The 25,695-nt window shown below is 41.5% G+C and carries 19 protein-coding genes and 1 pseudogene; 5 read left to right on the top strand and 15 right to left on the bottom strand.

Translation table 11 applies throughout. From position 1 onward, the window contains the following. The first annotated feature begins 447 nt into the window (after positions 1 to 447). A complete protein-coding gene (locus ACMUMK_RS15805; protein ID WP_414702113.1) occupies positions 448 to 3,909 on the top strand; it encodes a chondroitinase-B domain-containing protein in 3,462 nt (1,153 codons plus the stop codon). 207 nt (positions 3,910 to 4,116) lie between these two features. Beyond that, entirely contained in the window at positions 4,117 to 4,806 is a 690-nt protein-coding gene (locus ACMUMK_RS15800) for a hypothetical protein (RefSeq protein ID WP_414702112.1), read from the top strand. Positions 4,807 to 4,837: 31 nt separating this feature from the next. On the opposite strand, the gene ACMUMK_RS15795 is transcribed toward ACMUMK_RS15800, so the two are convergent. From ACMUMK_RS15795 to ACMUMK_RS15750, 10 genes are all read right to left on the bottom strand, one after another. After that, on the bottom strand, positions 4,838 to 6,289 hold the full coding sequence (locus tag ACMUMK_RS15795) for a sulfite reductase subunit alpha (protein ID WP_414702111.1): 1,452 nt from the start codon (positions 6,287 to 6,289) through the stop codon (positions 4,838 to 4,840). Positions 6,290 to 6,314: 25 nt separating this feature from the next. After that, positions 6,315 to 7,139 (bottom strand): DUF4198 domain-containing protein, encoded by an 825-nt coding sequence (locus tag ACMUMK_RS15790; RefSeq protein WP_414702110.1) that lies wholly within the window; start codon positions 7,137 to 7,139, stop codon positions 6,315 to 6,317. A 74-nt stretch (positions 7,140 to 7,213) separates the two neighbouring features. Next, complete coding sequence (locus ACMUMK_RS15785) at positions 7,214 to 7,726, bottom strand: DUF2271 domain-containing protein (protein ID WP_414702109.1); 513 nt, start codon at positions 7,724 to 7,726, stop codon at positions 7,214 to 7,216. A gap of 21 nt (positions 7,727 to 7,747) precedes the next feature. Beyond that, the gene (locus ACMUMK_RS15780) at positions 7,748 to 8,455 is read right to left on the bottom strand and encodes a PepSY-associated TM helix domain-containing protein (RefSeq protein WP_414702108.1); all 708 of its coding nucleotides are present in this window, start codon (positions 8,453 to 8,455) and stop codon (positions 7,748 to 7,750) included. Then, positions 8,445 to 9,935: a tetratricopeptide repeat protein gene (locus ACMUMK_RS15775; protein ID WP_414702107.1), complete on the bottom strand. Its 1,491-nt coding sequence runs from the start codon at positions 9,933 to 9,935 to the stop codon at positions 8,445 to 8,447. The genes ACMUMK_RS15780 and ACMUMK_RS15775 overlap by 11 nt, the downstream gene beginning before the upstream one ends. A 9-nt stretch (positions 9,936 to 9,944) precedes the next feature. Then, positions 9,945 to 10,598 carry an energy transducer TonB gene (locus ACMUMK_RS15770; protein ID WP_414702106.1) on the bottom strand — a complete coding sequence of 218 codons (654 nt, stop codon included), beginning with the start codon at positions 10,596 to 10,598 and terminating at the stop codon, positions 9,945 to 9,947. Next, complete coding sequence (locus tag ACMUMK_RS15765) at positions 10,598 to 11,005, bottom strand: ExbD/TolR family protein (RefSeq protein WP_414702105.1); 408 nt, start codon at positions 11,003 to 11,005, stop codon at positions 10,598 to 10,600. The genes ACMUMK_RS15770 and ACMUMK_RS15765 overlap by 1 nt, the downstream gene beginning before the upstream one ends. Before the next feature lie 7 nt (positions 11,006 to 11,012). Then, positions 11,013 to 11,402, bottom strand: coding sequence for a MotA/TolQ/ExbB proton channel family protein (locus tag ACMUMK_RS15760; RefSeq protein ID WP_414702104.1), 390 nt, complete (start codon positions 11,400 to 11,402; stop codon positions 11,013 to 11,015). Further along, entirely contained in the window at positions 11,399 to 12,727 is a 1,329-nt protein-coding gene (locus ACMUMK_RS15755) for a MotA/TolQ/ExbB proton channel family protein (RefSeq protein ID WP_414702103.1), read from the bottom strand. Before ACMUMK_RS15755 ends, ACMUMK_RS15760 begins: the two co-directional genes overlap by 4 nt. Next, positions 12,727 to 13,533, bottom strand: coding sequence for a DUF3450 family protein (locus tag ACMUMK_RS15750; protein WP_414702102.1), 807 nt, complete (start codon positions 13,531 to 13,533; stop codon positions 12,727 to 12,729). The genes ACMUMK_RS15755 and ACMUMK_RS15750 overlap by 1 nt, the downstream gene beginning before the upstream one ends. A gap of 237 nt (positions 13,534 to 13,770) precedes the next feature. On the opposite strand from ACMUMK_RS15750, the gene ACMUMK_RS15745 reads away from it, so the two are divergent. Then, positions 13,771 to 15,975, top strand: a complete 2,205-nt coding sequence (locus ACMUMK_RS15745) for a TonB-dependent receptor (RefSeq protein ID WP_414702101.1) — start codon at positions 13,771 to 13,773, stop codon at positions 15,973 to 15,975. Between the two features lie 135 nt (positions 15,976 to 16,110). After that, the gene (locus ACMUMK_RS15740; RefSeq protein WP_414702100.1) at positions 16,111 to 16,791 is read left to right on the top strand and encodes a Fe2+-dependent dioxygenase; all 681 of its coding nucleotides are present in this window, start codon (positions 16,111 to 16,113) and stop codon (positions 16,789 to 16,791) included. Positions 16,792 to 17,591: 800 nt separating this feature from the next. On the opposite strand, the gene ACMUMK_RS15735 is transcribed toward ACMUMK_RS15740, so the two are convergent. The 3 genes from ACMUMK_RS15735 to ACMUMK_RS15725 all read right to left on the bottom strand — a co-directional run bounded on the left by ACMUMK_RS15735 (position 17,592) and on the right by ACMUMK_RS15725 (position 23,270). Continuing rightward, entirely contained in the window at positions 17,592 to 19,661 is a 2,070-nt protein-coding gene (locus ACMUMK_RS15735; protein WP_414702099.1) for a S9 family peptidase, read from the bottom strand. Positions 19,662 to 20,074: 413 nt separating this feature from the next. Next, positions 20,075 to 22,099, bottom strand: a complete 2,025-nt coding sequence (locus tag ACMUMK_RS15730; RefSeq protein ID WP_414702098.1) for an amidohydrolase family protein — start codon at positions 22,097 to 22,099, stop codon at positions 20,075 to 20,077. Between the two features lie 40 nt (positions 22,100 to 22,139). Beyond that, a complete protein-coding gene (locus ACMUMK_RS15725; protein ID WP_414702097.1) occupies positions 22,140 to 23,270 on the bottom strand; it encodes a dipeptidase in 1,131 nt (376 codons plus the stop codon). Between the two features lie 388 nt (positions 23,271 to 23,658). Between ACMUMK_RS15725 and ACMUMK_RS15720 the strand changes: the two are divergent. Further along, a pseudogene (locus tag ACMUMK_RS15720) lies at positions 23,659 to 24,072 on the top strand (Fe2+-dependent dioxygenase); the annotation flags it as partial. 31 nt (positions 24,073 to 24,103) lie between these two features. Here the strand turns inward: ACMUMK_RS15720 and ACMUMK_RS15715 are convergent. Next, positions 24,104 to 25,243, bottom strand: coding sequence for a TIGR02281 family clan AA aspartic protease (locus tag ACMUMK_RS15715; RefSeq protein ID WP_414702096.1), 1,140 nt, complete (start codon positions 25,241 to 25,243; stop codon positions 24,104 to 24,106). Positions 25,244 to 25,254: 11 nt separating this feature from the next. Beyond that, positions 25,255 to 25,692 carry an acyl-CoA thioesterase gene (locus ACMUMK_RS15710; RefSeq protein WP_414702095.1) on the bottom strand — a complete coding sequence of 146 codons (438 nt, stop codon included), beginning with the start codon at positions 25,690 to 25,692 and terminating at the stop codon, positions 25,255 to 25,257. Between the last annotated feature and the right edge of the window lie 3 nt (positions 25,693 to 25,695).

Raw genomic sequence — 25,695 nt, 5'->3', positions numbered from 1 at the left:
CACCTAAGGGCGTTTAACACAAGTCTTATAGAATATACCTAGTTAAGCCGTTACTTGTTTTATCCTGTTTTCCCTCAAACGTAATTCACTTAGTTTATGCCTTTTATTTTTAGGTGTGCCTACACTGTCAAAGTCACAAATTTACTAAATTGGTCATATAGGTTTCGTCTTGTTTATTAAGGACTTAAATAACCAAAAAATGATTTTTATCCGTGAAGTCAAATACTCAACCAATAGCTTATGCTCTTGTTTTCATTAATTATTTAATGCTACTTAAAATTGGTATTACCAATTTGTATAAAAGTTGTTTAATAATTGTTATTTTATTGTGTGTTTTTGGTAATGTCTTTTGTTATGGTACTGGCCACTGATATCTGAATAGCGATTATCTGCAGTATTTTTGGGTCTCAGAACTGACGCTTTAAATAGCAAATAAAGGAATAAATCATGAAACAGAAAATTTTAGCTTTAGCTATTGTCTCAGCTCTTTCTGCGTGCGGCAGTAGTAATGATGATGACTCTACAGATAACACCAGTGCCTCTTTTTCTGGGGACTTGAATGGCGCACTAACATCTGCTGATACCAGTACTTCTGGTACCTTGTCTGTATCAGACCCTGACGATGGTGAAGATGCTGCCCTTGCTCAAACTGATACAGCTACTTCATATGGAACCTTTACTATCAGTGCTGCAGGTCAATGGACTTATACCCTAGATGCCACTAATGCAGATGTGCTAGCCCTAGTTGGCACTGCTAGTTCCTTATCTGACGCTATTACCGTTACCTCGGTAGATGGCACCACTACAAGTATTTCTATTACTATTTCTGGGGTAGCTGGTACGAATACACCCGCAGTGTTTTCTGGTGATAGCACTGGCAGCCTTAGTGCTGACGGAACCACAGCCACAGGAACCCTAGTAGTAACCGACCTAGACACTGGCGAAGATGCAACAGTGGCGCAAACCGCCGCCAATACATCTTTTGGTAGTTTTACAATAGACACTGATGGGCAATGGACCTACACAGTAGATAACACTAACGCCCTCATAATTGCTTTAGGCGCCAACGACAGTGTTGAAGATACGGTGACAGTAACCTCTGTTGACGGTACGGCCATCACCTTGATCATTACCATTAATGGTGTAAATGAAGACCCTACATTTGGAACAGGGAATGGCGTGGATAGCTCTGCTATAAGCAATGATCAAAGCTCTGATGTTAGTGGTGTATTAACCATTACCGATTTGGATTTAGGTGAAGATGTTTTTGTGGCGCAAAGCTCAGTGGCTACCAGTTATGGTACGTTTTCTATTGCTACCGATGGCATGTGGACCTACACCTTAGACACCACCAATACCACAGTTTTAGGTTTGGCATCTGAATCCGACAGCATAGTAGATGAAATAACAGTAAGCTCAGCTGATGGCAGCGATGCCACTATATCGATTACCATTTCTGTTATTAGCACTGCAACTGCTGGGTTAACCAAAGGAAGTATTGGTGACAACGACAGCGTTCCAACAGTTAATTGTACTGTCACCGTTAGCTCTACTAGTGAGTTAGAAGATGCCGTTGGTTACGATATGACACCTGGCGAAACTGTGTGTTTAGCTTCTGGCACCTACGGTGATTTTGAACTGAGCTTTGGTGGTGCAGGCACAGAAGCCTTGCCAATTACTGTGGCTGCCGCAGTGCCAGGTGAAGTTATCATTAATGGTGAGTCGTCAATTGGAATGACGGGCTCGTATGTTGTTTTCCAAGGCTTTGTGTTTAAAGATGGCAACATGGATAGCAGTTTGTTGCAAACGCGTGCCAACAGTAATACAGCGTGTAACAATTGCCGTATTACAGAAAACACCTTTGTGAATATGGATGCTGGCCAAGACAACAGCACCAAATGGTTCCAAATCTATGGCAGTGGTAACCGTTTTGACCATAACTGGGTATCAGGTAAAGAAACCCGCGGAGCACTCTTTGTTGTAGAGCGAGGTGATGAGCCTGGCACAGAAGACAGAACACAAATCGACCACAACTATTTTGCAGACCGCCCACCTTTTGGCGGCGTAGCTTATGCTGATAATAGCGATAACGAATATGAAGGTATTCGAATTGGCTCCAGCTCTACCCATACCAGTGATTCATTTGCGGTGGTTGAACACAACTATTTTGAACGTATAGATGGGGAAGCTGAGGTTATCTCTGTGAAAGCTGGTGGCGTAACCGTTGCACACAACACTATTCGTAATAGTCGCGGTTCAATCGTTAGTCGCCACGGTGAAGGTACCACTATCGATAATAATTATATTATTGGTGATGGAAACCCATTCGCTGGTGGCGTAAGAATCGTCGACGCTAACCACAGCGTAACCAATAATTATATTCAAGGTGCCCGTAATCCAAGTTCAGGCTTTTATGGCGGTATTTTGATAAGTGCATCAGATGGCTCAACCTCAAATGGTTATCAAGATGTCGAAAATGTATTAGTTGCCAACAACACTGTGGTAGACAGTGTGAATAGTATTAACCTGTTTGCTGGCAACGAAGATGACAATCCCGAAGAGGTTTATTTTGTCAATAACCTGGTGGCTGACGCTATTGGCCCAGTATTTAGAAACTCTGACGAAATGCCTAACAACTCGGTATTTGCTGGTAACTATATTTATGGCCAGAGCCTAGCCGATGATGAAACTTTAGTAAGCGTTGACGGATTTACCTTTGCTGACCCAATGTTAAGCGCAGACAGTGATGGTTTGTATCGCCCAACGGAAAATAGCGCTGACTTGTCTGCCGATTTAACAGCAGATACTGGCGGATTTTCACTACCTACAAAAGATATGGACGGGCAGACTCGTTCTGACAGTACCGTATCTGGGGCTGATGAAATACTAACAGAAGTGCTAGCTGCAACAGAAATGCGGGGCTTGCTAACGCCTGATTTAGTTGGGCCGTTAAGTTATACCGCACCAGTAGGCACGCCTTATATTGCTCAAGTAACCATTAGTAATGATGACTTTGATTCTGAAAACTTTAATGGTTGGACTAATACAGGCGCAGAAATAACCACAGAAACTGACGAAGTGTTCTCAAGGGGAAGCAGTGTCAAATTTGACAGTGCCTCAGACTCAATATCACAAACCCTCACAGTTGCAGAAAACACCAATTATACCTTGTCTGCCTATATTTCTGGCCCAGGTAAATTGAGTGCTGATGTGGGTGGTGTCATGTATTCGGCTGAATCAAACTCCGATGGTTATAACTTCACTACCGTTAGTTTTAACTCAGGTACGGCTACCAGTGTGGATATTTCTGCTTCAATTGATGACTCAGTGTTATTGAGCACAGATATTGAAAACGATAACTTCGATGACGACCAAGATGGTTGGGTAGTGAATGAAGGCACGGGTATTGGTCAGGTGCAAGATTCAGACAATTCAGCATCGGGCAACGATGGCTCTATCAAGTTCAAATACAATGATGATGACAGTGGAACCCCCTATGACCCATACATAGCTCAGACTATTGCAGTTGAACCCAACACAGATTACACACTAACTATGTATATATTGCTTAAAAGCAGTGACGAACAAGATGCCACAGTATTGTTTGGTGTTCATACAGGTGATGCTGTTATAGATGGAGATTTTGATAGCGGTGACGTTATTGCCTCTAAAGACTCTATTTATGGCAACTTATCATCAGAAGAGGAGGGCGATGATGACTTTAGGCCTGACACCCTAACCTTTAATTCTGGGGCGAATACTAGCCTAACGATCTTTGCAAAATATCAATCAACCTTAGGTGACGATATCCGCATAGATGACTTTAGTTTAACCTCACAAGGGACACCAGAAGACGGCACAGAAGTATATGTTGATAGCTTTAGATTAGTATCACATCCGTCTTTGTAAGAAGGCATCTTAAATGTAACTTAATGTTTGTAGAACGTATGTTAAGAAGGGCCGAAAGGCCCTTTTCTCTGGATGCTTAGCGATAATTTAGGTTATAATTGTGCCCTATTTAACTCTAATACTTTACGTGTGAGCAATAACAGCACTAATAGCTTTTATTATTTACAAGTATATTGAGTGCTAGTCATGATTACTTTTAAGGTGTTATTGTTTTTAAGCTTTATGTGTTTTGCATTAAATTGCAAGGCCCAGTCAAACCTTGCGCTCCTCCAAAAAGGAGAGGCAAAAACCATTCTTTTACCTGGCAAACAAAGCGGCCCGTCTAACCCATTAGCAATCTTCGTACGAAAAATTATAGATACATCCTATGTGAATCTTGGTTTTAAGGTTGAGCACTTAGGTTACCCAATGGCTCGAAGCATAGTTGAAGCCAATGCTGGCCGTCTTGATGGTGTGCTGATAAGAACTGACACCGTCACTAATGATTATCCTAATTTAATTAAAGTGCCTTATGCGCTGGCTGAATTTGAGATAATGCTGGTAACCGATCCCGCTAGGTGTCATCCATGTAATGTGGAAAATCTGGATATTGTGGCTACGGTACGCGGCTTTAAAGCCTTTGATTATTATTTGGCTAAAAATCAATTTACGCCCCATGTAACCGAAGTTTTAAATATGAGTCACCTACTGGAGATGCTTTCATCAGGCAGAGTAAATGGCATTGTAATACCTTATCATAAAGATGTTGGTATCGAGTTGAATGAGAAGTGGGCTACAAAAGTATTAGATGTCTACTCAAGCTATCATTTTGTTCATAAAAAACATGCCGCGCTAGTGCCATTATTAGTAGAAGAGTTCAAAGCCCTTGATAAAGCGTTTAGCCAATCTCAGGGGTAAATAATCCAATCAAAAGGTGTAAGGCTGAGGGTTAATAAACATCTCTACGGTATAAACCTTGTTCTCGTACTTGCTGGTAAAGCTCATTTCCCAAGATTGTTTGTAAAGCATCATCAACACCTTTAGCCATGCCAGTTAAACTGCCGCAAACATAAATGGCTGCGCCCTGTTGCACCCAGTTGTTAACGTCATTGGCGTTAGCCATTAGGCAGTCTTGAACATACTTTTGTTGATTACCATCTCTAGAAAACACTCTGTCTACGCGTTCTAGGGCGCCGCTGCTTTTAAGATCTTGCATTTCGCTGTCTAAAATATTATCGAATTGACGCTGTCTTTCACCATAAATAAGCCAGTTTTTGCTGGCTTGGATAACAGCTCGTGCTTTTAAATGTGAGCGCAATCCGGCAAGGCCGCTACCACTACCTATCAATATCATGGGGCGTTTTAGGGCTGGCCCATGGAATGATTTATTGCTAACTAAATCGAGTGTGAGGGTGCTCAGTAAATCTAAGCCTTGGGTGAGCGCACCAGAGCCAATACCCAACTCCCCATCTGGGGCAAACTGCTGGCGTACTATTAGCTCTATACGTCCATCTTCGGGGATGGATGCAATGCTGTATTTACGTTTATGGTTTGTTGTTGCTATGCCTTGGGATGTGGATTGTAATTCTGTTTGTTCAAAATGAATGTCAACTAAGTCACCTGCTTGCCAAGTTAGGCTAGGGTTATCGGTTGCCACTAGCCCTATTTTGTATAAAGGCGCCCCTGAACTATTAGGGTTGAGTAGCTCTCGGTGAGCTAATTGCCAGGTGCTTGAGTTGGTTTGGACTGCGCTGTCTTCCGTAAGTTTTACATCGCTTATGCCTACAGATGCACGCCATTTATCTATGAATGGCTCGTAGGGTATGGATTCTGCTGCTTGCGCCGTTGCACAGGCTTCTAAAGTTGGTATTAGCGGCGTAGCGCCCAATTGACATAGGCCTTGATATACTTGATGTCCAAAGGCACAGAACTTGTCATACATTTGATCGCCTAGGGCCAATACCGAAAATTCTAAATGGGCTAAATCAAGTGCTGGATTAGCTTTTACGGACCTTGCTTGTAGGTAGCGGCGCTTAAAACTAATTGCGTTGTCTGGTGGTTCCCCCTCGCCATAGGTGCTTACAACAAAAAAAGCCCGTTGGGAATTGGCAAGAACCTCATTGGTGACTTGATTTAGAGGTAATAAAAGGGGGGTAAATCGCTCTGCTAGGTAAGTGGCACTGCGTTTGGCAATTGCCTCAGCCGTTCCACTTTGACTTGCATAAGCGACTAAAAAAGGCATGTCTCCTGATGACTCACCGCTGGCCAGTGGCACTTTAGCCTTGTTACTAACGGTAGCGCCTTGATGCTTAGACTTATGTCGCCAAAATGCATAACCGCATACAAGTAAGTATGCGAATAACACTAAGGTAACTAGGATAGTCCGTTCAACTGGAGACATAGTTTATATCTGTTCTTTTTTAATACTACTGAGGTAATACTTCAAAGCTTGCAGAGTAGCCACCTTGGCGTTTGGTCGCAGGTTTGCTGGCTTTATCATCTTCATAAGAAGCACTCATCCAATACATGCCTGCACTAGGCCAAGTGATAGAGAACTTACCTTCTTTATCTGTGGTAGCTGTTATTTGATCTTGGCTGTCACGGTAGCGCATACCACCTGCTAACACTTCAACTTTTGCACCAACTGCTACTTCACCATCAATGAGTAATTTGAACTCTGCAGTCTCTTCGCTGTAAAGGTCATTTGGATGTGTAATAGGTACTAGCTCTAAGCCAACATTACTAGGCTCAAATACTTGGTTGCTCGGCGTGCCAGATGTAACAAAGGTTTCAACCCTACGAGAAGTTTCAGATACAACTAAGTCTTTGGCGTTTTTAGGCACCATTTTATCAAAATCTTTGATGTTTGCTTTTTGGCCACGCTTAGGCCATGAACCACGCTTTCCATCTTCTGTTTTCCAGCGAGCACGTAGGCCACTGCTTGCTCTTTCTATTTTATAAGTACCGTCTTGCTTAAGTTGTAAATCAAAGGTACTGCGATGTTTGCCTGTATGGCTATTTAAAAGCTCTACGGTTTTTCCATTTGGAGCTTTTACTACTACACCATCTAAGCGAAGCGGTGCGTGGTCAGCATGAAATATATCGTTTGATGCTGCTGCATCAAAGGTAACCCAAGGCTCGTCACCAGATAAAACGGTTGCCGCTGGCACAATCCAAGCTCTATGTGCATTTGCTGCAGGTATTGTGGCCATTAGTGAGCCAAGTAGTAAAATTGATATTGAACGTTTCATAAATTTTCTCTTAATTGTGTAATGTTAAATATAAAGGGTGTTGTTTGAGCCTTGTTGCATCTTATTTTTGTAGCTTACGGCGCTAAAGATGCTGTTACTTTGCCTAGCTCTTTTTTGCCTTGTACCGATAAATCTTGGTTAGAGGTAATGGGCAGAGTTAGTGGAAGCTTCAGCATTTCACGGCCACCTACTTCTCTAACGGCTTCTACTAAAATGCGATATTCCCCATCTGGAAGCGAGTCCAGATCAAGCTGACTTTTATCAAAGCTAAGTGAATACTTACCCGCTTTTCGAGTTGCACCACTAAAGCCATCTACCGGAAACTCTAAACTTCTGCCGCTATGACGCCACCACTGACGAATATCTTTAAGCCACTCTTCACCTTTGCCATTTTTCATTTCTAGGTCGTACCACAGAGCTAAGTTAGTCAGTTGTTTTCTGTCTTTGCTTTGCAACCAAACTGCTACATAAGGCGCGTGATATTCAGCAACATCTAATTGGGGGATTTCAATGTCTAATGTAAGGCTGCTGGCTTGACCTAAAAAACTGGGTAAAACAAGCGCTAATGCAGGTAATAGTTTTTTCATTTTCTCTCTCAGTGCTCTTAGTTAGGGATGTACAAATAAAATAATCAGTAATAAAGGAACAACCACTCCTAGGCCTACCATGGGCCAAGTGCTAGGGCGTGGGTTGGCTTGGCGGTATAATAAAATTAAGCCCGTCACACAAAACACCACACAGGCAATGGCAAATACATCAATAAACCAAAACCAAGCTTGACCTGTGTTGCGGCCTTTATGTAAATCATTCAAATAGGCAATGGCTCCTCGCTGAGTAAGCTCATAAAGTAGTTCACCAGACATTAAGTCGATACTCATCCAGGCATCGCCGCCAGGGCGGGGGATCTGCAAGTATATTTCGTCTTCGCTCCATTCTGGTGTAACAGTGGCGCTAACATGTAAGTCGTGATGTTGACGTAACCAGCGTCTTAGCGGTACAGGTAAGGGACCTTCTTGAATCTCCGCTAGTGATGCAATGAGTTCTTGGGGAAGCTCAGCTTCAATAGTGACGACTTGTATATCTGCGCTAATATCGGCGGCATGATTTAAGGTAAATCCAGTGAAGGCAAACAGCAGCATGGCAAATAAACTTATGGCTGAGCTAACCCAATGCCATTGACGAATTGTTCCTAAGATCAGCTTCCCAGACAGTTTGCTAGCCATGGCGGTTATTCCGCCATTGGCACTGAAAGCCTGCTGAATTTGGCCCTTTTCATGGGCGCTTTCACTATGCATAGGACAAGACTTAAGATTCATACTGCCCCTGCTTTATAATGGTTTGCAGGGCATGAACATTGTTGCGAATATCTTGACGATTAGGGGCAACCTTTAGGGCTTGCAACAGTAAGTCTAGGGCTTGAGGATAGGTTTTTTGTTCTATTTGTAATTGAGCATGGGACAATAAAGCTCTGACTTTTAAGCCCGGCAAGGTGCTTGCTCTAACAAAGTATCTTTGTGCTTGCTGCACTTGGCCTTGCTTTTGATAGGCATTGGCTAAAGATAGTATCGCTTCTCCTAACCTTGGGTCTTTGGCAACAGCTTTTGACAAGTGTTGAATAGCGCTTTTGGTTTTACCTTGCTGAAATGCTAATTGGCCGCGGTACATATTCATTTTTGCTTGAAACAGCACAGGTACATCAATGGACTCAGCTATGGAAAGTAAAGCCGCTGCTTTTTGATCTTCTCCTTGGTTGAAAAGCCAAGGCAAAATTTGCGCTAAGGCACTGAGGATTTCTTGTTGAACAGCGTCATTTTGGGTACTAGCTAGCGATGAGTATTTTCCAAGGCTAGAGGTTAATAATTCGACGGCTCGACTTACGCTTCCATGTTGAACATGAAGCTTAGCTGCAAGTACTTGATTTTGTGTGTGCTTAGCTAAAGAGGCTTCATCTGTTTGACCAGACTCGGCTAAGTGTAAGGCTATCTCCATACTGGATAAAGCATGCTTAGGTTTATGCATTTGTAGTGCAATTTGACTACGCAGTAACCATAACTCCACAGGGTTAGCGTGCTGTCCTTGCTCTAACATATCATCAACTAAGCGCTGCGCTGCGCCGTAGTTATGGCTGTTTAACCAAGCGTACAGTAAACCTTGTTGCCATTGAGTATTTTCTGGTTGTAAATATAAGGCTTGTTGGTATCCAACAATGGCGCTTGCAGCATGGTGATTATTAAGGTTTATAAAGGCAAGTTGTCCATACAGCTGGGCGTCAGCAACCCCTAATTCAATGCTTTTAGTTAAATGTTCACTGGCTTTGCCATACTCTTTTTTTAACATGTAAAGCATACTTAAACTGCGATGAGCTAAGGCTAGGTTAGGCATAATGTCTATGGCTGCTTGAAGTGCCTGCTCAGCCTCATCAAAACGTTTTAGGCTAAGTAAAACCTGGCCCCGCAACTGGCGCAGTGCTGCACTATCGTGGGCAATATCTCGGGCTGCAAATAAAGCCGCCGCTTCTGCATAGTTTTTTTCATTCAGTAATGGTCTAACTCTTTGTGCAAATCTGCCTTCACTGGCGTCGAGCTTTGCACTTGTCATTTCAATAGGGCGGCTATCTAATAAAAATTCCCAGTCTGGCTCTGCTAACACGACATCAATGGCGGCGTTAGCGATAAAGGTAAAGCTGGTTAACGTTATGAATAATGCAGCGCTTAGGCTGGTCAATGGTTTACAAGGTAACAATAGCGAGCGAAATATCATCTTGTTTAGTCTTCTTATCAATATTTTATGTTTCATTTGAATGTCTTAGGCTTTGATATTAATTGGCCAAATAAAGCGCGCCCGAGTAGGTTGGTTATCTTTTTGGGGGGCAGTAAAACGGCTTTTTCTGGCAAGTTTACGTAGTTCGGTTTCAAGCTCTGGATAAGGGTTGCTGGTAACAGCCATAAGATTGACTTGGCCGGTTTCATCAATCATCACATCGAGTTTTACCAAGGCTTGGGTTATGCCGCGGCGCGTTAAGCTTTTTGGAAAGGTTACACGTAAAGGCGTTAACAACTGAGGCAAGTTATCTAGGGCATCGATGTCTAGTACTTGCCAGTCTACATCTAAAGATTGCCACGTGCTTTGCACTGGATTGATTGGCATATCGGGTGGCAAAAAGTCATCTAGGGGCGGCGGATCAATATTGATCGTCTGCATTACGGCGCCTTGTCCTTGAACGTTTAAACTTAAACTTGTTGGTTGCGCAACTTGCTGTTGCCTAGGCGGCGGTGGCGGCGGAGGAGGCAAGGCCAAAGTGGATACTTCTCGAACCATTAATTCTGGCTCTACGCTCGATTTCAACCATTGGCTTAACCAAAGTAATGCTAAAACCAGACTCAAAATGAGTATGCCCACTAGCATAGATAGTGAACGAGCAGTTAAACGTAAAGGGGCTGTTGATTTAGCTGTGTTCATTAGGGGATAAGGGCCGCTAAGTTGACAGTTTTTGACCCTGCTAATTTGGCTTCGTCAATAACTTCAAGTAGTAATTGGGTTCGCACATTTTTATCAGTTTGAATAACCACAGGCTTAGGATCAGCTTTTTGTAATTGCTCTAAGGTGCCTCTTATTCCTGCCACGCCAATTTGGTTACCATCAAAAAAGACTTCGCCATTATCGGTTATAGCAAGCAAAATCACATTTTGTTCCAATTGTGCAGCTGAGATCGCTTGAGGTTTATCTACCTCAACCCCTGTTTCACGGACAAATACTGTGGTGACAATAAAGAAGATGAGTAATATGAACACTACATCAAGTAGTGGCGACATATCTATACCTTGCTCAGTTTGTTGTTCAAGGCGCTGTTGTAATCGTGAAGCCATATACTTGTTAAGCTCCTTCTAGCAATGCATAACGTTTACTGCGAGCGCGTATGCTGCCTTGAAATATCCACGCAGGAATAGCACACACTAGCCCCAACTGAGTGGTAAATAAGGCATCGCCTATACCTGCACTCATGAGTTGAGAGTCTGCACCTTGTTGCGAAATAGCCGCAAAGCAATCAAGTAAACCAATTATGGTGCCAAGCAAACCTAATAAAGGTAAGGCAGCAATAAGTACGCTAGAAAAATATTGTTCGTCCGCAAGTTCCTGGTGCTTAGAAGGGGAGCTGGCAATAGATTTAGCGTTAAAAAATTGCAGGCTAAGCTGCTGATAGCAAAAAATGGCTAACAGTAAAATGCTGTAGCAAACCCAATTGTCGGTTATCTGGGCGATCATGCTGCTACCTGCTGTAAGTTATCCTGAGTATCATGCTGTGGTTGACTCAGTAAAATTCCAAAGTTTTCTAATTGCTGATAATAGGTTCTAACTTTTTTAGATAATATGGCGCTTAGCACGAGTGCCGGTATGGCGACTACTAGGCCTAATTCTGTGGTTATTAGCGCTTGAGCTATTCCCCCTGAGACTACTTCAGGATCGCCACTGCCAAACAGGGTCATCATTTTAAAGGTTTCTATCATGCCGCTAACTGTGCCGAGTAAACCAAGTAATGGCGCTACCGAAGCTGTCATGCCAATAACCATTAACCAGCGTTCTAGGCCATGTTTGTCCTGTTGTAGCTGTACAAATAATTGGTCATCTCGTGCTTGGTCAGATGGGGCTTGCTTAGCAATATCTAACAATTTAACTTGCTTGCCTTTAACACTTTTAAGCAAAGGTGAGTTGTGTTGAGTTAACAAACTGTGAATATTGCTAGGGGTAAACTGCACGACTTTTGGTAAACGTAACAGCTGCCATGTTTTAAGTAAGGCTATTGTTAACGCCAGTAAGGCGAACGCCATGATAGGGATCACCCAAACGCCACCTTTTAGCAGATGTTGCCAAGGGGTTTCAGTGTGTTGTTGTCTAGCAAGGGCGCGGTCCATAGTTGGGTCAAAGGTTAACTCGCCACTATTTTGTTGTATCAGGTTTTTTATGCCTTCGCTGGCACTTCCGCCTAGTAGAAGTGCAGAGTGAAACTCGCCATTTTCAAGACGAGCTAAGCCAGCTTGTTGCTCTGAATCCAGCCAGTACCAATGTACTGGACCTACTGATAGTGTATCTAAGCTTTGCTGTTTACCGTTTGTCATAATGACATTATTTTTTTGCCAGCTTGGGGTAAGGTTTTGCTGTAACTGTTTGGCATAGTTTTGAATTAATAGCATTTGCTCGCCAGTATTAAGCTTGGTGCCGCCAGTCGAAAGATTATGCTGCTGGATAAAGCGCTGGATCATATTTTGCTGATAAGTTTGCTGATCTCGCCATTCTTTTAATCGAGACTCTAACTGGCCTAAACTTAGGGTTTTTTCATCACTCAAGCGCCTTGCTGCTGCGGTTTTTTGCTTTAGGGCAATGACTTCTTGCTCCAAAGTATTAAGTTGTTTTGCAAGTGCAGCACTTTGCTTGGCAATGCGATTCTCGGTGTTACTCAAGTTCTGTTGTGCTGCTGTAATTTTGTCGAGTAATGCATTATTAACATCATCATTTGCCCAGCTCGAAGCGGCTGTAAATAAGCCTAAAAAGCAAATGAATAAAGTTTTACGTAGCAATTGTTTAGATGACATTATTCTGCTCCTTGGCTGTTTAGTTCTAGGGGCAAGCTAATGAAGTCAGCCTCGGTTGCTTTTTCGAACATAGCTATGGCATTACTAATTTCTTGATGATTAATCTTGTCGTCAAAGGTCCATTGCCAGCCCGTATCTGTGACTTGTCCAGTGCCAGCTATGCTGCCATCTAAACTGACAAACCAAGCCAAGCTCGCACCTAAAAACAATTGTTTAACTAAAATACTTTCACCATTGGCATTGTTGATAGGTGCCTGGACAACGCTAATACGGGAATTGAACTCAGCTAAACTGTTTAGCTTAGCTAGGCTTTGTTGTAACTGAATGCTGGTATCGGGCTCTGCTTCTAATTGGTTTGCCTCTTGCTGCCAAGATTGCTCGATAGGGGGAGCTAAGTTTTGTTGTAAATCCCCAATATACTGATTAAGTGCCGCTAGTGATTGCTCTACTTGGTGCTGAGATGCCTCTAAGCTAGATTGCTCTTCTATTAAGCTTGTACGCTTTTGCTCTACGGCCCCTGTATCTGTGGATTTTTCATTGAGTAGGGCGGTAAGTTGCTGCTTTTCTGCTTGTAGTAACAAGATTCTTTGTTCAAGCATAGGCTTTTGGGTTAGCCAGTTGGCTTCTAAAGCACTTGCTTGTCGTTCGGTAGCCAACCATTGTTCTACCATCTTTTGCGAGGTTTCGACCTCACTCTGCGCAGATTTAGATTGCGCCATACTTGTGTTTATCAAGGCTACTGAAACGCCCATTGATAAAGCTAAACAGACCTTAGACGCTAACCTGTTATGGTTTTTTGTTGTCATTACAAACTCTTTCTAAAAATTCAATGTATTCGTTTTACTGGGCCAAGAGGCTTAAACAACTATCCCAATTTAAGGCGGCTGATTTTGTCAGAAAACAATACAAAAGTAAAGGTGTATGCAAATGATAATTACTTGCATTTAGATTTGATCGTCAATATACTCCGGCTCGAATTCAAGGCATCAACTCGCAGAAAGTTGAGAGCTTGATTGTCAATAAAACGCTATTGGAGAGACATAATGACCGCAAAGAATGCAGGTTTAACAAAGCAAAAATTTACCCGTAATGCACTTGGTTTAGCTATAAGTGCCGTATTACCTTTGGGCTGCATAAATGCGCAAGAAGTGAAAGAATTATCAGTTTCAGAGGCAAGTGCTGAATCTCAAGACAACTATAAAGTTGATGAGTCAAATTCTGTTAAATACACACAGCCATTATTAAACACAGCTAAGACTATTACTGTTGTGTCACAGGCAGTTATGAAAGACCGTAACGTTGACAGCCTTCAAGATGCTCTGCGTAATGTGCCTGGTATTTCCTTAGTGGCAGGTGAAGGTGGTGCGCCTCCTGGTGACAGCATGTATATCCGTGGCTTTAGTGCTAGCAACAGTATTTTGATAGACGGTGTACGTGATATCTCTGGTTATTCTCGCGATACTTATAACATTGAGTCTGTAGAAGTAGCTAAAGGTCCAAGTTCTGCAGTGGCTGGTCGTGGTTCTGCTGGCGGAACCATTAATTTACAAAGTAAAACGGCAAAGTTAGAAGATTTTACTGATGTGAGCTTACGCCTTGGAAGTGAAGGTGATTACCGAGCTCAAGTTGATACTAACTTAGCCATAGGTGATAACACTGCGCTAAGGGTTAACTTGTTGTCAGACGATGGTGATGTGCCAGGTCGTGACCAAGTAAATAACTCTAAAAACTCTATTGCTGGGTCCTTAGCTACCGGTATTAATACTGACTCTCGTTTAACCGTATATGCAGAATACCAAAAGCAAGATAACCTTCCAGACTATGGTATTGCTTGGGTTTCTAATGGCTCGACTCCAGTTGACGAGTTGGTTGATTATGTTGGAACTGCGCCACCTGTTGATTTTGATAACTTCTACGGTAACGTTTATCGTGATTTTGAGGACATTACAGCTAAGTCTCTTACTGCTAAGTATGAGTATGATTTAAACTCAAGCACAACCTTAAGAGCACTAGCACGTACAGGTTCAATTGAGCGTTTGAATATAGTAACTGCTCCGCGTTTTCTTGATAACTCTGTTAGCACAGACATTCGTTTGAGCGATGAAAAAACCCGTGATACTGAAAACTCACTTAATGTATTTCAATTTGATGTATTAGGTACGTATCAGTTGGGAGACACCACGCATGATGTGGTAGCGGGGGTAGAAATTGCAAAAGAAAAGTTTGCCCGTTGGAATTACACTCCTATTGTCGCTGACAACCTAAATGATACGCCTGAACTGGTAGACCTATACAACCCAGACTCATTTGTTGAATACACTGGTGAATACGCTAGAACCGGTAAAAATAGTGAATCTACTGGTGATACTACTGCTCTGTATATATTTGACACCATTAGCCTAAACACTCAGTGGGAAATCACAGCTGGTTTACGTTATGACATATTTGAAACTGAATATTTCTATGACCAAGACGGTGCGGATCCAACTGTAAAATTAGATGCAGAAGAGAAAGAGCTGACTTGGAACTTAGGCGTGGTATACAAACCATCTAAAAACGGCAGCATTTACTTTGGTGCTGGCACGTCTTTCTCTCCATCGGCTGAAAACCTAACCGCTTCGACTCGTACTAACGCCTCTGACTTAGATCCTGAGAAAAATGTTAGTTATGAAGTGGGAACTAAGTGGGAATTATTCGACGGTAAAGTGTACGCAAATGCGGCTATTTTCCGTAACGAAAAAACTAATGCTCAAACTGATGACTTGTTTGCTGAAGATACTAACTTTAATACCCTAAACGGTGAGCAACGAGTAGATGGCCTTGAATTAGGATTGACTGGACAAGTAACTGATGCACTGCAAATTGTTGCTGCTTATACTTTCCAAGATAGTGAAGTTGTTTCAGCTGACGGTGATGATGCAGAGCAGGTTGGTTTTGAGCTTGCAAATACTCCTGACCACTCTTTCAGTTTATGGGGAACTTACCAAGTGTCAGATGATATGGCATTTGGATTAGGTGCTCAATACATGGGAGAGCGTTTCAATAGCTCTAGCCCAACTGGCCGTGAAGTAGCTGATGACTATATTATTTTTGATATGATGTTGTCTTATCAAATTACTGATAAGTTTAGTGCCCAGTTAAACGGTAGTAACTTAACAGACGAAGATTACATAGATCAGCTAGGTGGTGGCCACTTTATACCTGGTCAAGGGCGCTATGTTAGTGTGACTGCAACTTACTCTTTCTAAAGGGTATAAAGCACACTTAAATATAAGGTGAGATGAATACAGGGACGTATTCTAATTTTACATTGTATAAAATTACTAACCTAAACCGGATACTTATCCGGTTTTGTCTTTTTTGTGATTTATGGGGATATAGTTTTGTTAATAAAAGTGCCAAATGTATTAAGCCCTGAGCAAGTACAACACGCCAAACAGATCATGCTTGATGCCGATTGGACCGATGGTAATGTAACTGCGGGTTATCAAAGCTCACAGGCAAAGAATAATCTGCAATTACCAGAAAACTCAGAAGCCGCACGAAGTCTTGGGGATATGATTTTGCTAGCACTATCGAAGAGTAGCGTGTTTATGTCGGCTGCATTACCCAACAAAATATTTCCGCCTTTGTTCAATTGTTATCAAGGGGGGCAGTCTTTTGGAACCCATGTTGATAATGCCATTCGCCAAGTTCCGGGGACGCCAGTAAAAGTTCGAACAGATATATCTATGACGCTGTTTATTTCAGAGCCTGAAGAGTACGAAGGGGGAGAGTTAGTTATAGAGGACACCTATGGGTCACAAAAGGTGAAATTTGCAGCAGGTGATATGGTCTTGTATCCCTCAACAAGTTTGCATCATGTTACCCCGGTAACCAAAGGTAGACGATTAGCATCCTTTTTTTGGTTACAAAGTATGATAGCCAGCGATGAAAAACGCAGAATATTATTTGATATGGATACCGCTATTCAGGGTTTAAGGCAAAGCGTTCAAGATAGCCCAGAGATTGTGCAGTTAACTGGGGTGTATCATAATTTATTGCGCCAGTGGGCACAGACTTAGCTAAAGAACACCAATTTATGATAAGCAGAATATTCAGCTTTTTCAGTAATCTACAACAGTCGGTTATTAATATGTATAGTTATGATGGCAGGGGTTCGCTTTAAGTATAATTTACTGATGGCGAATATGCCTATTATCAATTAGTTAAAACTGGCTGGTATATTCTTTTATACAGCTACTTCTTAGATTTCTTTCTTACTCTTCTAAGATACTGCCTTCAGGTCGTTTGCCAGTGGTCTAAAGGGTGAAATTGAACAGGTATTTGAGAAAGTGCTGTTGGTATGTCATGAGCAAGGATTATTGGGTAATGAGTTGTTTGCAATTGATGCCGAAGCCCGTAAGTAGCGAGCAGAGCAAGCCACTGAGTCATTGACCATCGTTATCCGCAATGCCATCTAGAAACGGAAAATCATCCCAAGCGACGATTCTGCGAAAAGCATATTAACTAAATGGCAGTTACACAGAATCTGTTACATGCTCTTGTAACCGTGTAGGAACTATCTAATATCTTTATCCAACAAATCAGTTGTAGCCATTTCTAAACTATCTGCTGCTAAAATTATCTTGCCATTGTTATCAATCGTCCTAACAGGCTGCAGTTATATTTAAAGCGCCTGTGAGATCTAAGTTAGCAAGTTAGTTGATTACATTGCAGCACTATTAGATTTTATGGTTTATCTGATCGAGCTTATTCAACTTTTTATATATTATTGTTAATGATATTCGAGTCATAAAAAGTAGCATAAGAACATACTTGGCTTATTATTGTCATGTTCCTATGCAACTGTTATTCACCACTCCTAATCGTCCATATGCTCTGGTTTCGTTGTATAACGTTCAAACCACGCCAATATATTTCCTACTTTTTGTATTAATCGAGAGGGTCTTGAAGCGATGCCGTGGGAGGCTCCTGGAAGCCTTACCATTGCAGCGTCTACGCCCTGAAGCTTTAACGCTTGATAAAATTGCTCAGACTCGCTTATTGGCGTGCGATGATCAGCTTCACCAGTTAAGAGTAATGTAGGCGTTGTAACATTGCCGACTAATGAAAGTGGAGAATGAGACCAAAGGTAATCTTGTATTTTCCAAGGTAAATCTGGCATCCAATTACGGGTAAAGTACGGATAAGAGTCAGCGGTTAACGCAAAGCTCATCCAGTTTATAACTGGCTTAGCTACAACTGCTGCCGCAAATCTGTTAGTTTTTCCAACTGCCCAAGATGATAGAAGTCCTCCGCCTGAGCCACCTGTTATAAATAGGTTTTTAGTATCAATAAAGCCCTTGGCTATAACTGCATCAACCGAGTCCATGAGATCGTCGTAATCATTCGATGGGAAGTTGTGATGGATGAGATTACCAAAATTTTCTCCATAGGATGAACTTCCGCGAGGGTTGGCCCAAACGACTACATACCCTTGAGCTGCCATTAACTGTATTTCAGCACTAAAATGAGGGCCGTAAGCTGTGTGAGGACCACCGTGGATCTCAAGGATCAATGGGTATTTCTTAGTCTTGTCAAAATCAGGAGGTACTACCATCCATGCCTGAATCTCTCGCTGGTCTACAGAAGATTTTACTGCGACCTCTTGTGCTTCAGATAGGGTTAGATGACCTAATACATCTTCATTGAGTTGTGTGATTTGTGAAATTTTACCTCGCTTTGTTATTAAGCTCAGGTCGGCTGGACGTGTACTCGAACCTTGAGTAAATACAATGGAATCACTTTTTGATATTGCGAAGGAGCCGGACGTATAGGGGCGGCCAAGTTGTTGGCCACCCAATTCAACCTTGACGTTTTTCTTCTTCCCTGAAAGACTAATTTCTGAGATTCGTTTTTTTCCGTGATCGACATATGAAACAAAGAGAGAGTCACTATCACTGGCCCATTCAGATTGACCTACTGAGCGATCAAAGGTTGCGGTGAGGTTGTTCAATTTACCGGATTTTAATTCTAATACCCATAAATCTTGATGTTGAAACCCTAGCTTTCGGTCGTTTATGTGATGAAATGCTAGGTATTTTCCATCAGGGCTTAATTGTGGCAAGCGTTCAGGCCCCTCCATAGATGTTAATTGACTAAGCTCCGTTGAAGCTACATCTAACAGGTATAAGTCACCATGAAAAGGTTCTAATTCGTGGTTCTCACTAGGGTTAATGGCAATTATTAACCCTGTGCCTTCAGCATTCCACGCCAAACTTCCAACTATTGGGTATTCTTTAAAGGTCAACTGTCGTGGCGTGCCACCCTCGATTGGAAGTACATACACTTGAGAATTGCCTGCAGGCAATAAGCCGGTCCCATCTTTACGGTATCTCACATTGTCAATGAATTTCCCCTTAGCTGCCCATTGAGCATTTTTGGGTTTTGTGGGCATGCCCTTAAACAAGGCTGGTTTAGCTTTTGGGGTAAATTGTTTGAATGCAAGCTGCGAACTATCGGGTGACCAAACGACATTGTTAGGCTTGTATTGACTGTTTGTAAGCAGAGCGTCTTCGTTAGTATCTAAGTAGCGTACATAGAGTTGTTGGCTACCAGAGCGATTAGAAATATATGCTAACTTCTTACCATCTGGTGATATCACAGGTTGAGTTACATTGCTTGCCTCGGCTATTAATGGCCTGTGGAGCTTATTCTTTATGTCGTAACGCCAAAATGAAGAATGCGTGCGATCATTCATAATGTTATTACTTTTACGCTCATAAATAATTTGTTGGCTATCTGGTGTAAACAGTGGGGATGTCGCGTATTCGAGCTCGAAGATATCCTTGTAGCTAAGAGACTTAACCTTGGATTTGATAGCCTCAGCATGGATTAAAAAAGGCTGACAAATCAGTGTTGATAACAATACTAGTTTAGATAATTTATTCACAATGTTCCTAAATGAGTTTTTGTTTGTAAAGATGATGTATTGGTCGCTTAAAGTAGATTTACGCAGTCGTTAAATTACCACTCCTATACGAAAATATTTGCGTGATTTTTAATCCTTCACCTTACTATGGGGTTAAGTTTAAGGCCTTACATATAGCTTTGAATCACTTAATTGGAACAGCAGAGGTAAGTGGTATTTTCAATAGGGTAAAGTACCCGGTATTGCTATATCTTGTAACGGCTTCGAAACTTTACGCCATTGGGTGCGGCGTAAAGTCTGTGCCAGCTTAGCCTGCTATTTAATCACCAACAGGTACTATAGCAATCACTACAATTCTGGTTACGTTATCAGTATCACTATTACTTAAAGACTGGTAGGTAAACATTTTTTGGCGCCAAAATTAGTTTTAATGACTATTTAAAATGCTTAATACCCACAGCATTATATAAAGCTTTTGCTTCGTATAAGTAACCACCTTTAAAAGTGAGCTCTACTTTTCTTATATCACTGAGATTTTTGAGGGGATTGCCATCAATTAAGATAACATCAGCATCTTTGCCAACCTCAATACTACCTAAATGATCTGCTTGTTGACTAATTTCTGCGGCATCTATGGTTGCCATTTTTAATATATCTTTATTTGAAATTCCTGATTTCCCGTAAAGTTCTAATTCTCGATGTAATAAAAAACCAGGCAGTCCATCAGTTCCTGCAACAAGTGATACCCCTTTCTGATGAAGGTCATGGATGACATCAAGCATTTTTTGAAAGCTCTTTCGATAGAGTGGAGCTGTTACTTCGGTGGTTGGAAAGCCACCAGTGAAGTAGGTTCTTTGATTGACAATAGGCAAGCGATACACGATATCTTCATAAGTGGGGCTCGGTAAGCCTTTTTCTGACGTAAGCATATTTTCAAATAATGCAACGGTTGGGTCTATCACAACATTTTTTTCAATGAGTAGCTTAACGAAATCAGTATATTGTTTGTCGTTTAAATCTAATTGATAACCATGCAATGCAGGCATGGTATGGCGAAGTGGTGTTCTAGTATCAATGCTTTTGGACAGAAAGTTTAAAAACACCATGTTAATGTGTTGAATTTCGTTATATCCCAGCTCAACGGCTTTTTGTGTCGACATAAACGCTGGAATATGACCGCTAACACGCATACCGTATTCTTTGGCTCTGTTGATAAGCGGAGCAACCCAATCTGTTTTAATGGCGCTATAAAGTTTAATTTGCTCGTAACCTAACGCGTGGTAATCATCAATTTCAGCTAATGCTTGTTCGAGAGTACTAACAGAGTTGCGTTTGTTTGCCAATACACCTGGCCCATCAATGATGCCAGCGTATACAACAATTCTTGGACCAATTATCTGGTTCTCATCAAATTGTCGACCAAGGTTTTTCAATTGTTTGTTATTGGCTAAATCCCTAACGGAAGTTACTCCTGCGGCAATATGTAATAGACCTCTTGCTTTAGTGTTATGCGTATGCATATCGAAAAGCCCGGGAAGTAAAGTTTTGCCAGTGCCATCAATAACTTCCATGTCATTGTTGTCAGATTTATCAGTTTCCTTTATTGCAGTAATTTTGTCATTGACTATAAACACATCTTGATGAGGGGAAAGGCTTCCGTTGGGAAGAAAAACAGACACGTTCTCTATCTTAATTTTTTCAATTTTATTCGATAAGTTTTTAGCGAGAGAAAACAAATACTGTTCTTCTTCTTTGTCTTGCAGCGCCTTGATTGCTAACCGAGAGTTGGCAAAATCTTCTCTAATAATGTGTCGATTACCCGCTATTCTTGCAACCATACTGCTACCTTGCATCCAAAGGTATACGGGGTTCATATCAACGCCACGTATGGTCAGTAGGGTTAGTGCTTGACCAGACTCTAAGGTCACCAGCTTTTTATCAACCAAAGAAAACTCACCTCCGCCGAATACTTTAACGGATTTCCCCTGGTTGCTTAAAAACAAATTACCTAAGATTTCATAGACTGCTGGACTACCGTTAAACCTGAAATAAAACTCATCGCTTTCAACTGGGGTTTTACCCATGCCTAACGTATTGGCATATGTTGCTTTACCATCTTTAATTTCAAAGTAGTCTTCAAAGGGTAACTTGAGATAATTAACACCAGTTACTCGTTGTCTAGTGATGTAGTGTTCATCATTAACGGTAATGGCTTCTTGAATTTTTGGACCTCGTCCTCTGTCGGTAAAGCCATAAGTGTAAGTATATGTGTTATTACCAAGTACATTTTTGACATAACTACCGGCAATACTTTCACGAAAAACCACTTGATAATTGATCGATTTTCCAGCGCTAGTAACATCATTTACCTTGGCATCAGAGGTGATTTTTGTACAACTGAGTAATATGCTTAAAAGCAGCAATGTCATGCATCTTTGAATGGTTATTTTTATTATCATTTTTATCCACTAATGTAGTTTTTAAGAAATAGGTAAAGCTTTAAAGGGTATCTTGGTAGTAACGAATCCAATTTAGGCCTAATAGTTTTTCTATTTCACGAGCCTTAAATTTACGTTTTTCTAAAACTTGAATTACGTTTCTGAATCTATCCGTTGTGTCTAGTTCAGGAATATGAGCGGGCCATCTAACTTGATATGAGGGTTTAAACCGCGTAAGTCTAGGGGTATACCAATTTTCTTTGGTAGCACCATTGGCCATCATTCCTTGTATAGGAAAGTCCGATGCCAGAGCAACATGATCGATACCACCGACATTGATGGCGTGTTCGATATGATCAACATAATTTTCTAAGGTGGTTTTTCCTCCTGGATCCGGTCCCACCATATACCCTAAACCAATAATCCCAATTACTCCGCCTTTGTTTGCCATCGCTTTGATTTGTTCATCAGTTTTAGCCCTAGGATGGTTCCTATATAGAGCTTCGCACATAGAGTGGTTGATGGTAACTGCTTTTTTACTGTAGGTAATACCATCCATTGTGGTTTGTCGGCCACAATGTGAAAGGTCGATGGCAATGCCTAAATCGTTCATACGTTCGACAGCTTTGATACCGAAATCAGATAATCCTGCATTAGTGCGCTCGGTAGAACCATCGCCTAATAAATTTCTTTCGTTATATGTCAGTTGCATCCATCGGGTACCTAATTCGTATAGAACATCGATGTTGTCGATTGAGTTGCCAATCATAGAAGAGTTCTGGAAACCACAAAAAATGGCGATTTTACCTTGTTTTTTTGCAGTTAAAAAATCATTTGCTGAGGTTGCAAAAAGCATAGTGTCAGGGTTTGCATCAACCTTTTTACGCCATTCAATTAATGAGGCTTTTGCAATAGATAAGGTATTGCCGATTAATGAGTTGTGGAAGCCGGTATACCCAGTCTCTAGCATTGCAGCAAAAGCGTCTTTGTTCCAGTCTCTAGTTATAATCATGCCATCGATTACCACTGCGTTGTCATAGAGTGTTTTTAAGTCAAGTGACTTAGGCAAAGAAGCACTATTGCCACCCGTTAGGTTATTAACCGAAGAAGTACTAAATGCTGACACAACTTGAGTGGGTAACAGCAGGCTGACTGATAATAGTTTGGTTAGGTTTCTTCTAAATTGCTGCATAGGATCCTTTGTTACTAATCATTGAATATTTCTACCGCTGAGGAGGAGTTACATTGTCGTGCCTGTATCGTGCCTGTATAAAGACAGTCACTTTGTTTAAAATATTAAAATAGCTGTTGATAAGTAAGCAACGGCTATGCGACTAATGGCATATTTTATCTACGAGTTGCTGTAAACCATTGAAAATCGAGACTAATAAACACTTCTTTTTTACTTCGATAAAGAAAAATCATGCATTGTTTAATGCATAAGAGAGCTGATTTGAATTTGTCTTGGTAGAGACCTACTGAGTTTTGGAAAGAGGCCAGTTTTCTACTCTATTTTTGGGGGATATTGTGCTTTCACAATTCAATTTTCTATTTTTTCATTGAGAACGTTTAACTGAACTGGTCCGTCTTTTGGAACCCATGTTGATAATGCCATTCGCCAAGTTCCGGGGACGCCAGTAAAAGTTCGAACAGATATATCTATGACGCTGTTTATTTCAGAGCCTGAAGAATACGAAGGGGGAGAGTTAGTTATAGAGGACACCTATGGGTCACAAAAGGTGAAATTTGCCGCAGGGGATATGGTCTTGTATCCCTCAACAAGTTTGCATCATGTTACTCCGGTAACCAAAGGTAGACGATTAGCATCCTTTTTTTGGTTACAAAGTATGATAGCCAGCGATGAAAAACGCAGAATATTATTTGATATGGATACCGCTATTCAGGGATTAAGACAAAGTGTTCAAGATAGCCCTGAAATTGTGCAGTTAACTGGGGTGTATCATAATTTATTGCGCCAGTGGGCACAGACTTAGTTTTACTGGTAACGAATTAGAAACTAATCTGTTATTGAATAAGTAACACGGCTTGTTGTTGGTCTATTTTAAAATCAAATTCACGTAGGAAATTCATACCTAGTAGGCCATCGGCATTGTCCATGCTATCCATGGGCAACACTACTACAGGTAGATTTTGTACTGTGATGTGCTGCAAGGTGAGTTCTCGAAACTCGTAAATACTCGCCATCACGCTGCCAGCTGCGGTGCCAATAGTAAAGCGGCCTATATGGTTCCTTTTGTAGCGGTTGCTTAACCTATCAAAATACTGCTGTGATATAGCCGTGATAGAAGCCCCTGTATCAATCAACAAGCTTACCGGGTTGCCACTTAAGTTACCGCTAACCAAAAATTGATCGCCAACCTGCTTAAGAGGGATGCCGTTAGTAAGTATTTGGTCTGTGGTGTCTAGTGGTGATTCTGGCTCTGTATCTGATTCGGGGCTAGGTAGTTGGGCAAGTAAAATGTCTCTGACCTTTTGAGCGTCAGGGTCATTATATTCTAATGCGGCTAACACGTTCTCCATTAATGTGCCTTGTAACTGTTCAGCATAGGCAGAGGCTAAAGACAAAATGTAAAGCCGGTTAGTTGGCTCTAACTGTAGTAATGGCTCTACAAACATGGCCAATATATCCCATGAATAAGTACGCTCTAGTTGGGATATGGTGCCTTGACTTAATTGGGAAATTTGTTGTTCTATCTCACTTTGCTGAGCAGATGTAATGGGATAACGGAGTAGGTCGTAATAGTAAGATATGGCGTCACTCAGTAGTTCGGTTTCTACTTTCATTTTGGCTTCAATCAGTAGAAAGTCCATATCTTGTGGATACTGCTTTAAATAGTTTTGTAAAAATGGCGCCAAAGATGAAAATGCCTGGCTCTGTAACCATTGATTGGCTTGTTCTAATAGTTGCTCTCTATTTGCTCCTTCACTACTGTTAATTGGTGCACTTTCTAAGTTTTCGAAAAGCTTAACAGCGTGTCTTTGGCTAGTATCAGCTTGGGTAATTGTAGGTGGTGATTCGGTGGTTTCTGGTAAACTTGATGTGTGAGCTAAGGTGCGCTGTGCAGGTTCAAACAAAACTAAATAGACGTTTAGACTAACCGAGAGTGTCAGTAATATCAGTAGTATTGTTAGCCACCTATTCATATGCCCTTTTCCTAATCACAATTGATACAAGCAGGACCGTAAACAGCAGAAAATGCTTTCGGCATGCGTTTTGGTAAGCCTGTTGATAAGGCAATACACACAAAATCTGTTTGGGCGGTGAGTAAGGTGACTTTGTCGTGACGTCTGATAAATTGAAACTGCCGAGATAATTTAATTTTACTATCACAAGACACTATCCAAGTTGCGCAGTCTATAACATCGCCTTCACGGGCAGCGGCCAAATAGTTTATCTCGTGCCGGCTAATGGCCATCCCTCTGTCTAGGCTTTGATATTGTTCTATGGTCAGGCCTAATTGATTTGAGTGGGCCCAAGATGTGATCTCTAGCTGTTTAACATAGGCAACATTATTAACATGATGGTAGTGATCAATATACTCTGGACCAATCTGCCATGGGAGTATAAACGGATTAGGATGCAGCCAGTTCATCAG

This window comes from Paraglaciecola sp. 2405UD69-4 (assembly GCF_047525415.1).
Lineage (GTDB): Bacteria > Pseudomonadota > Gammaproteobacteria > Enterobacterales > Alteromonadaceae > Paraglaciecola.
Note: the sequence above shows the minus strand (reverse complement) of the source record. Positions and strands in the feature narration are given on the sequence as shown.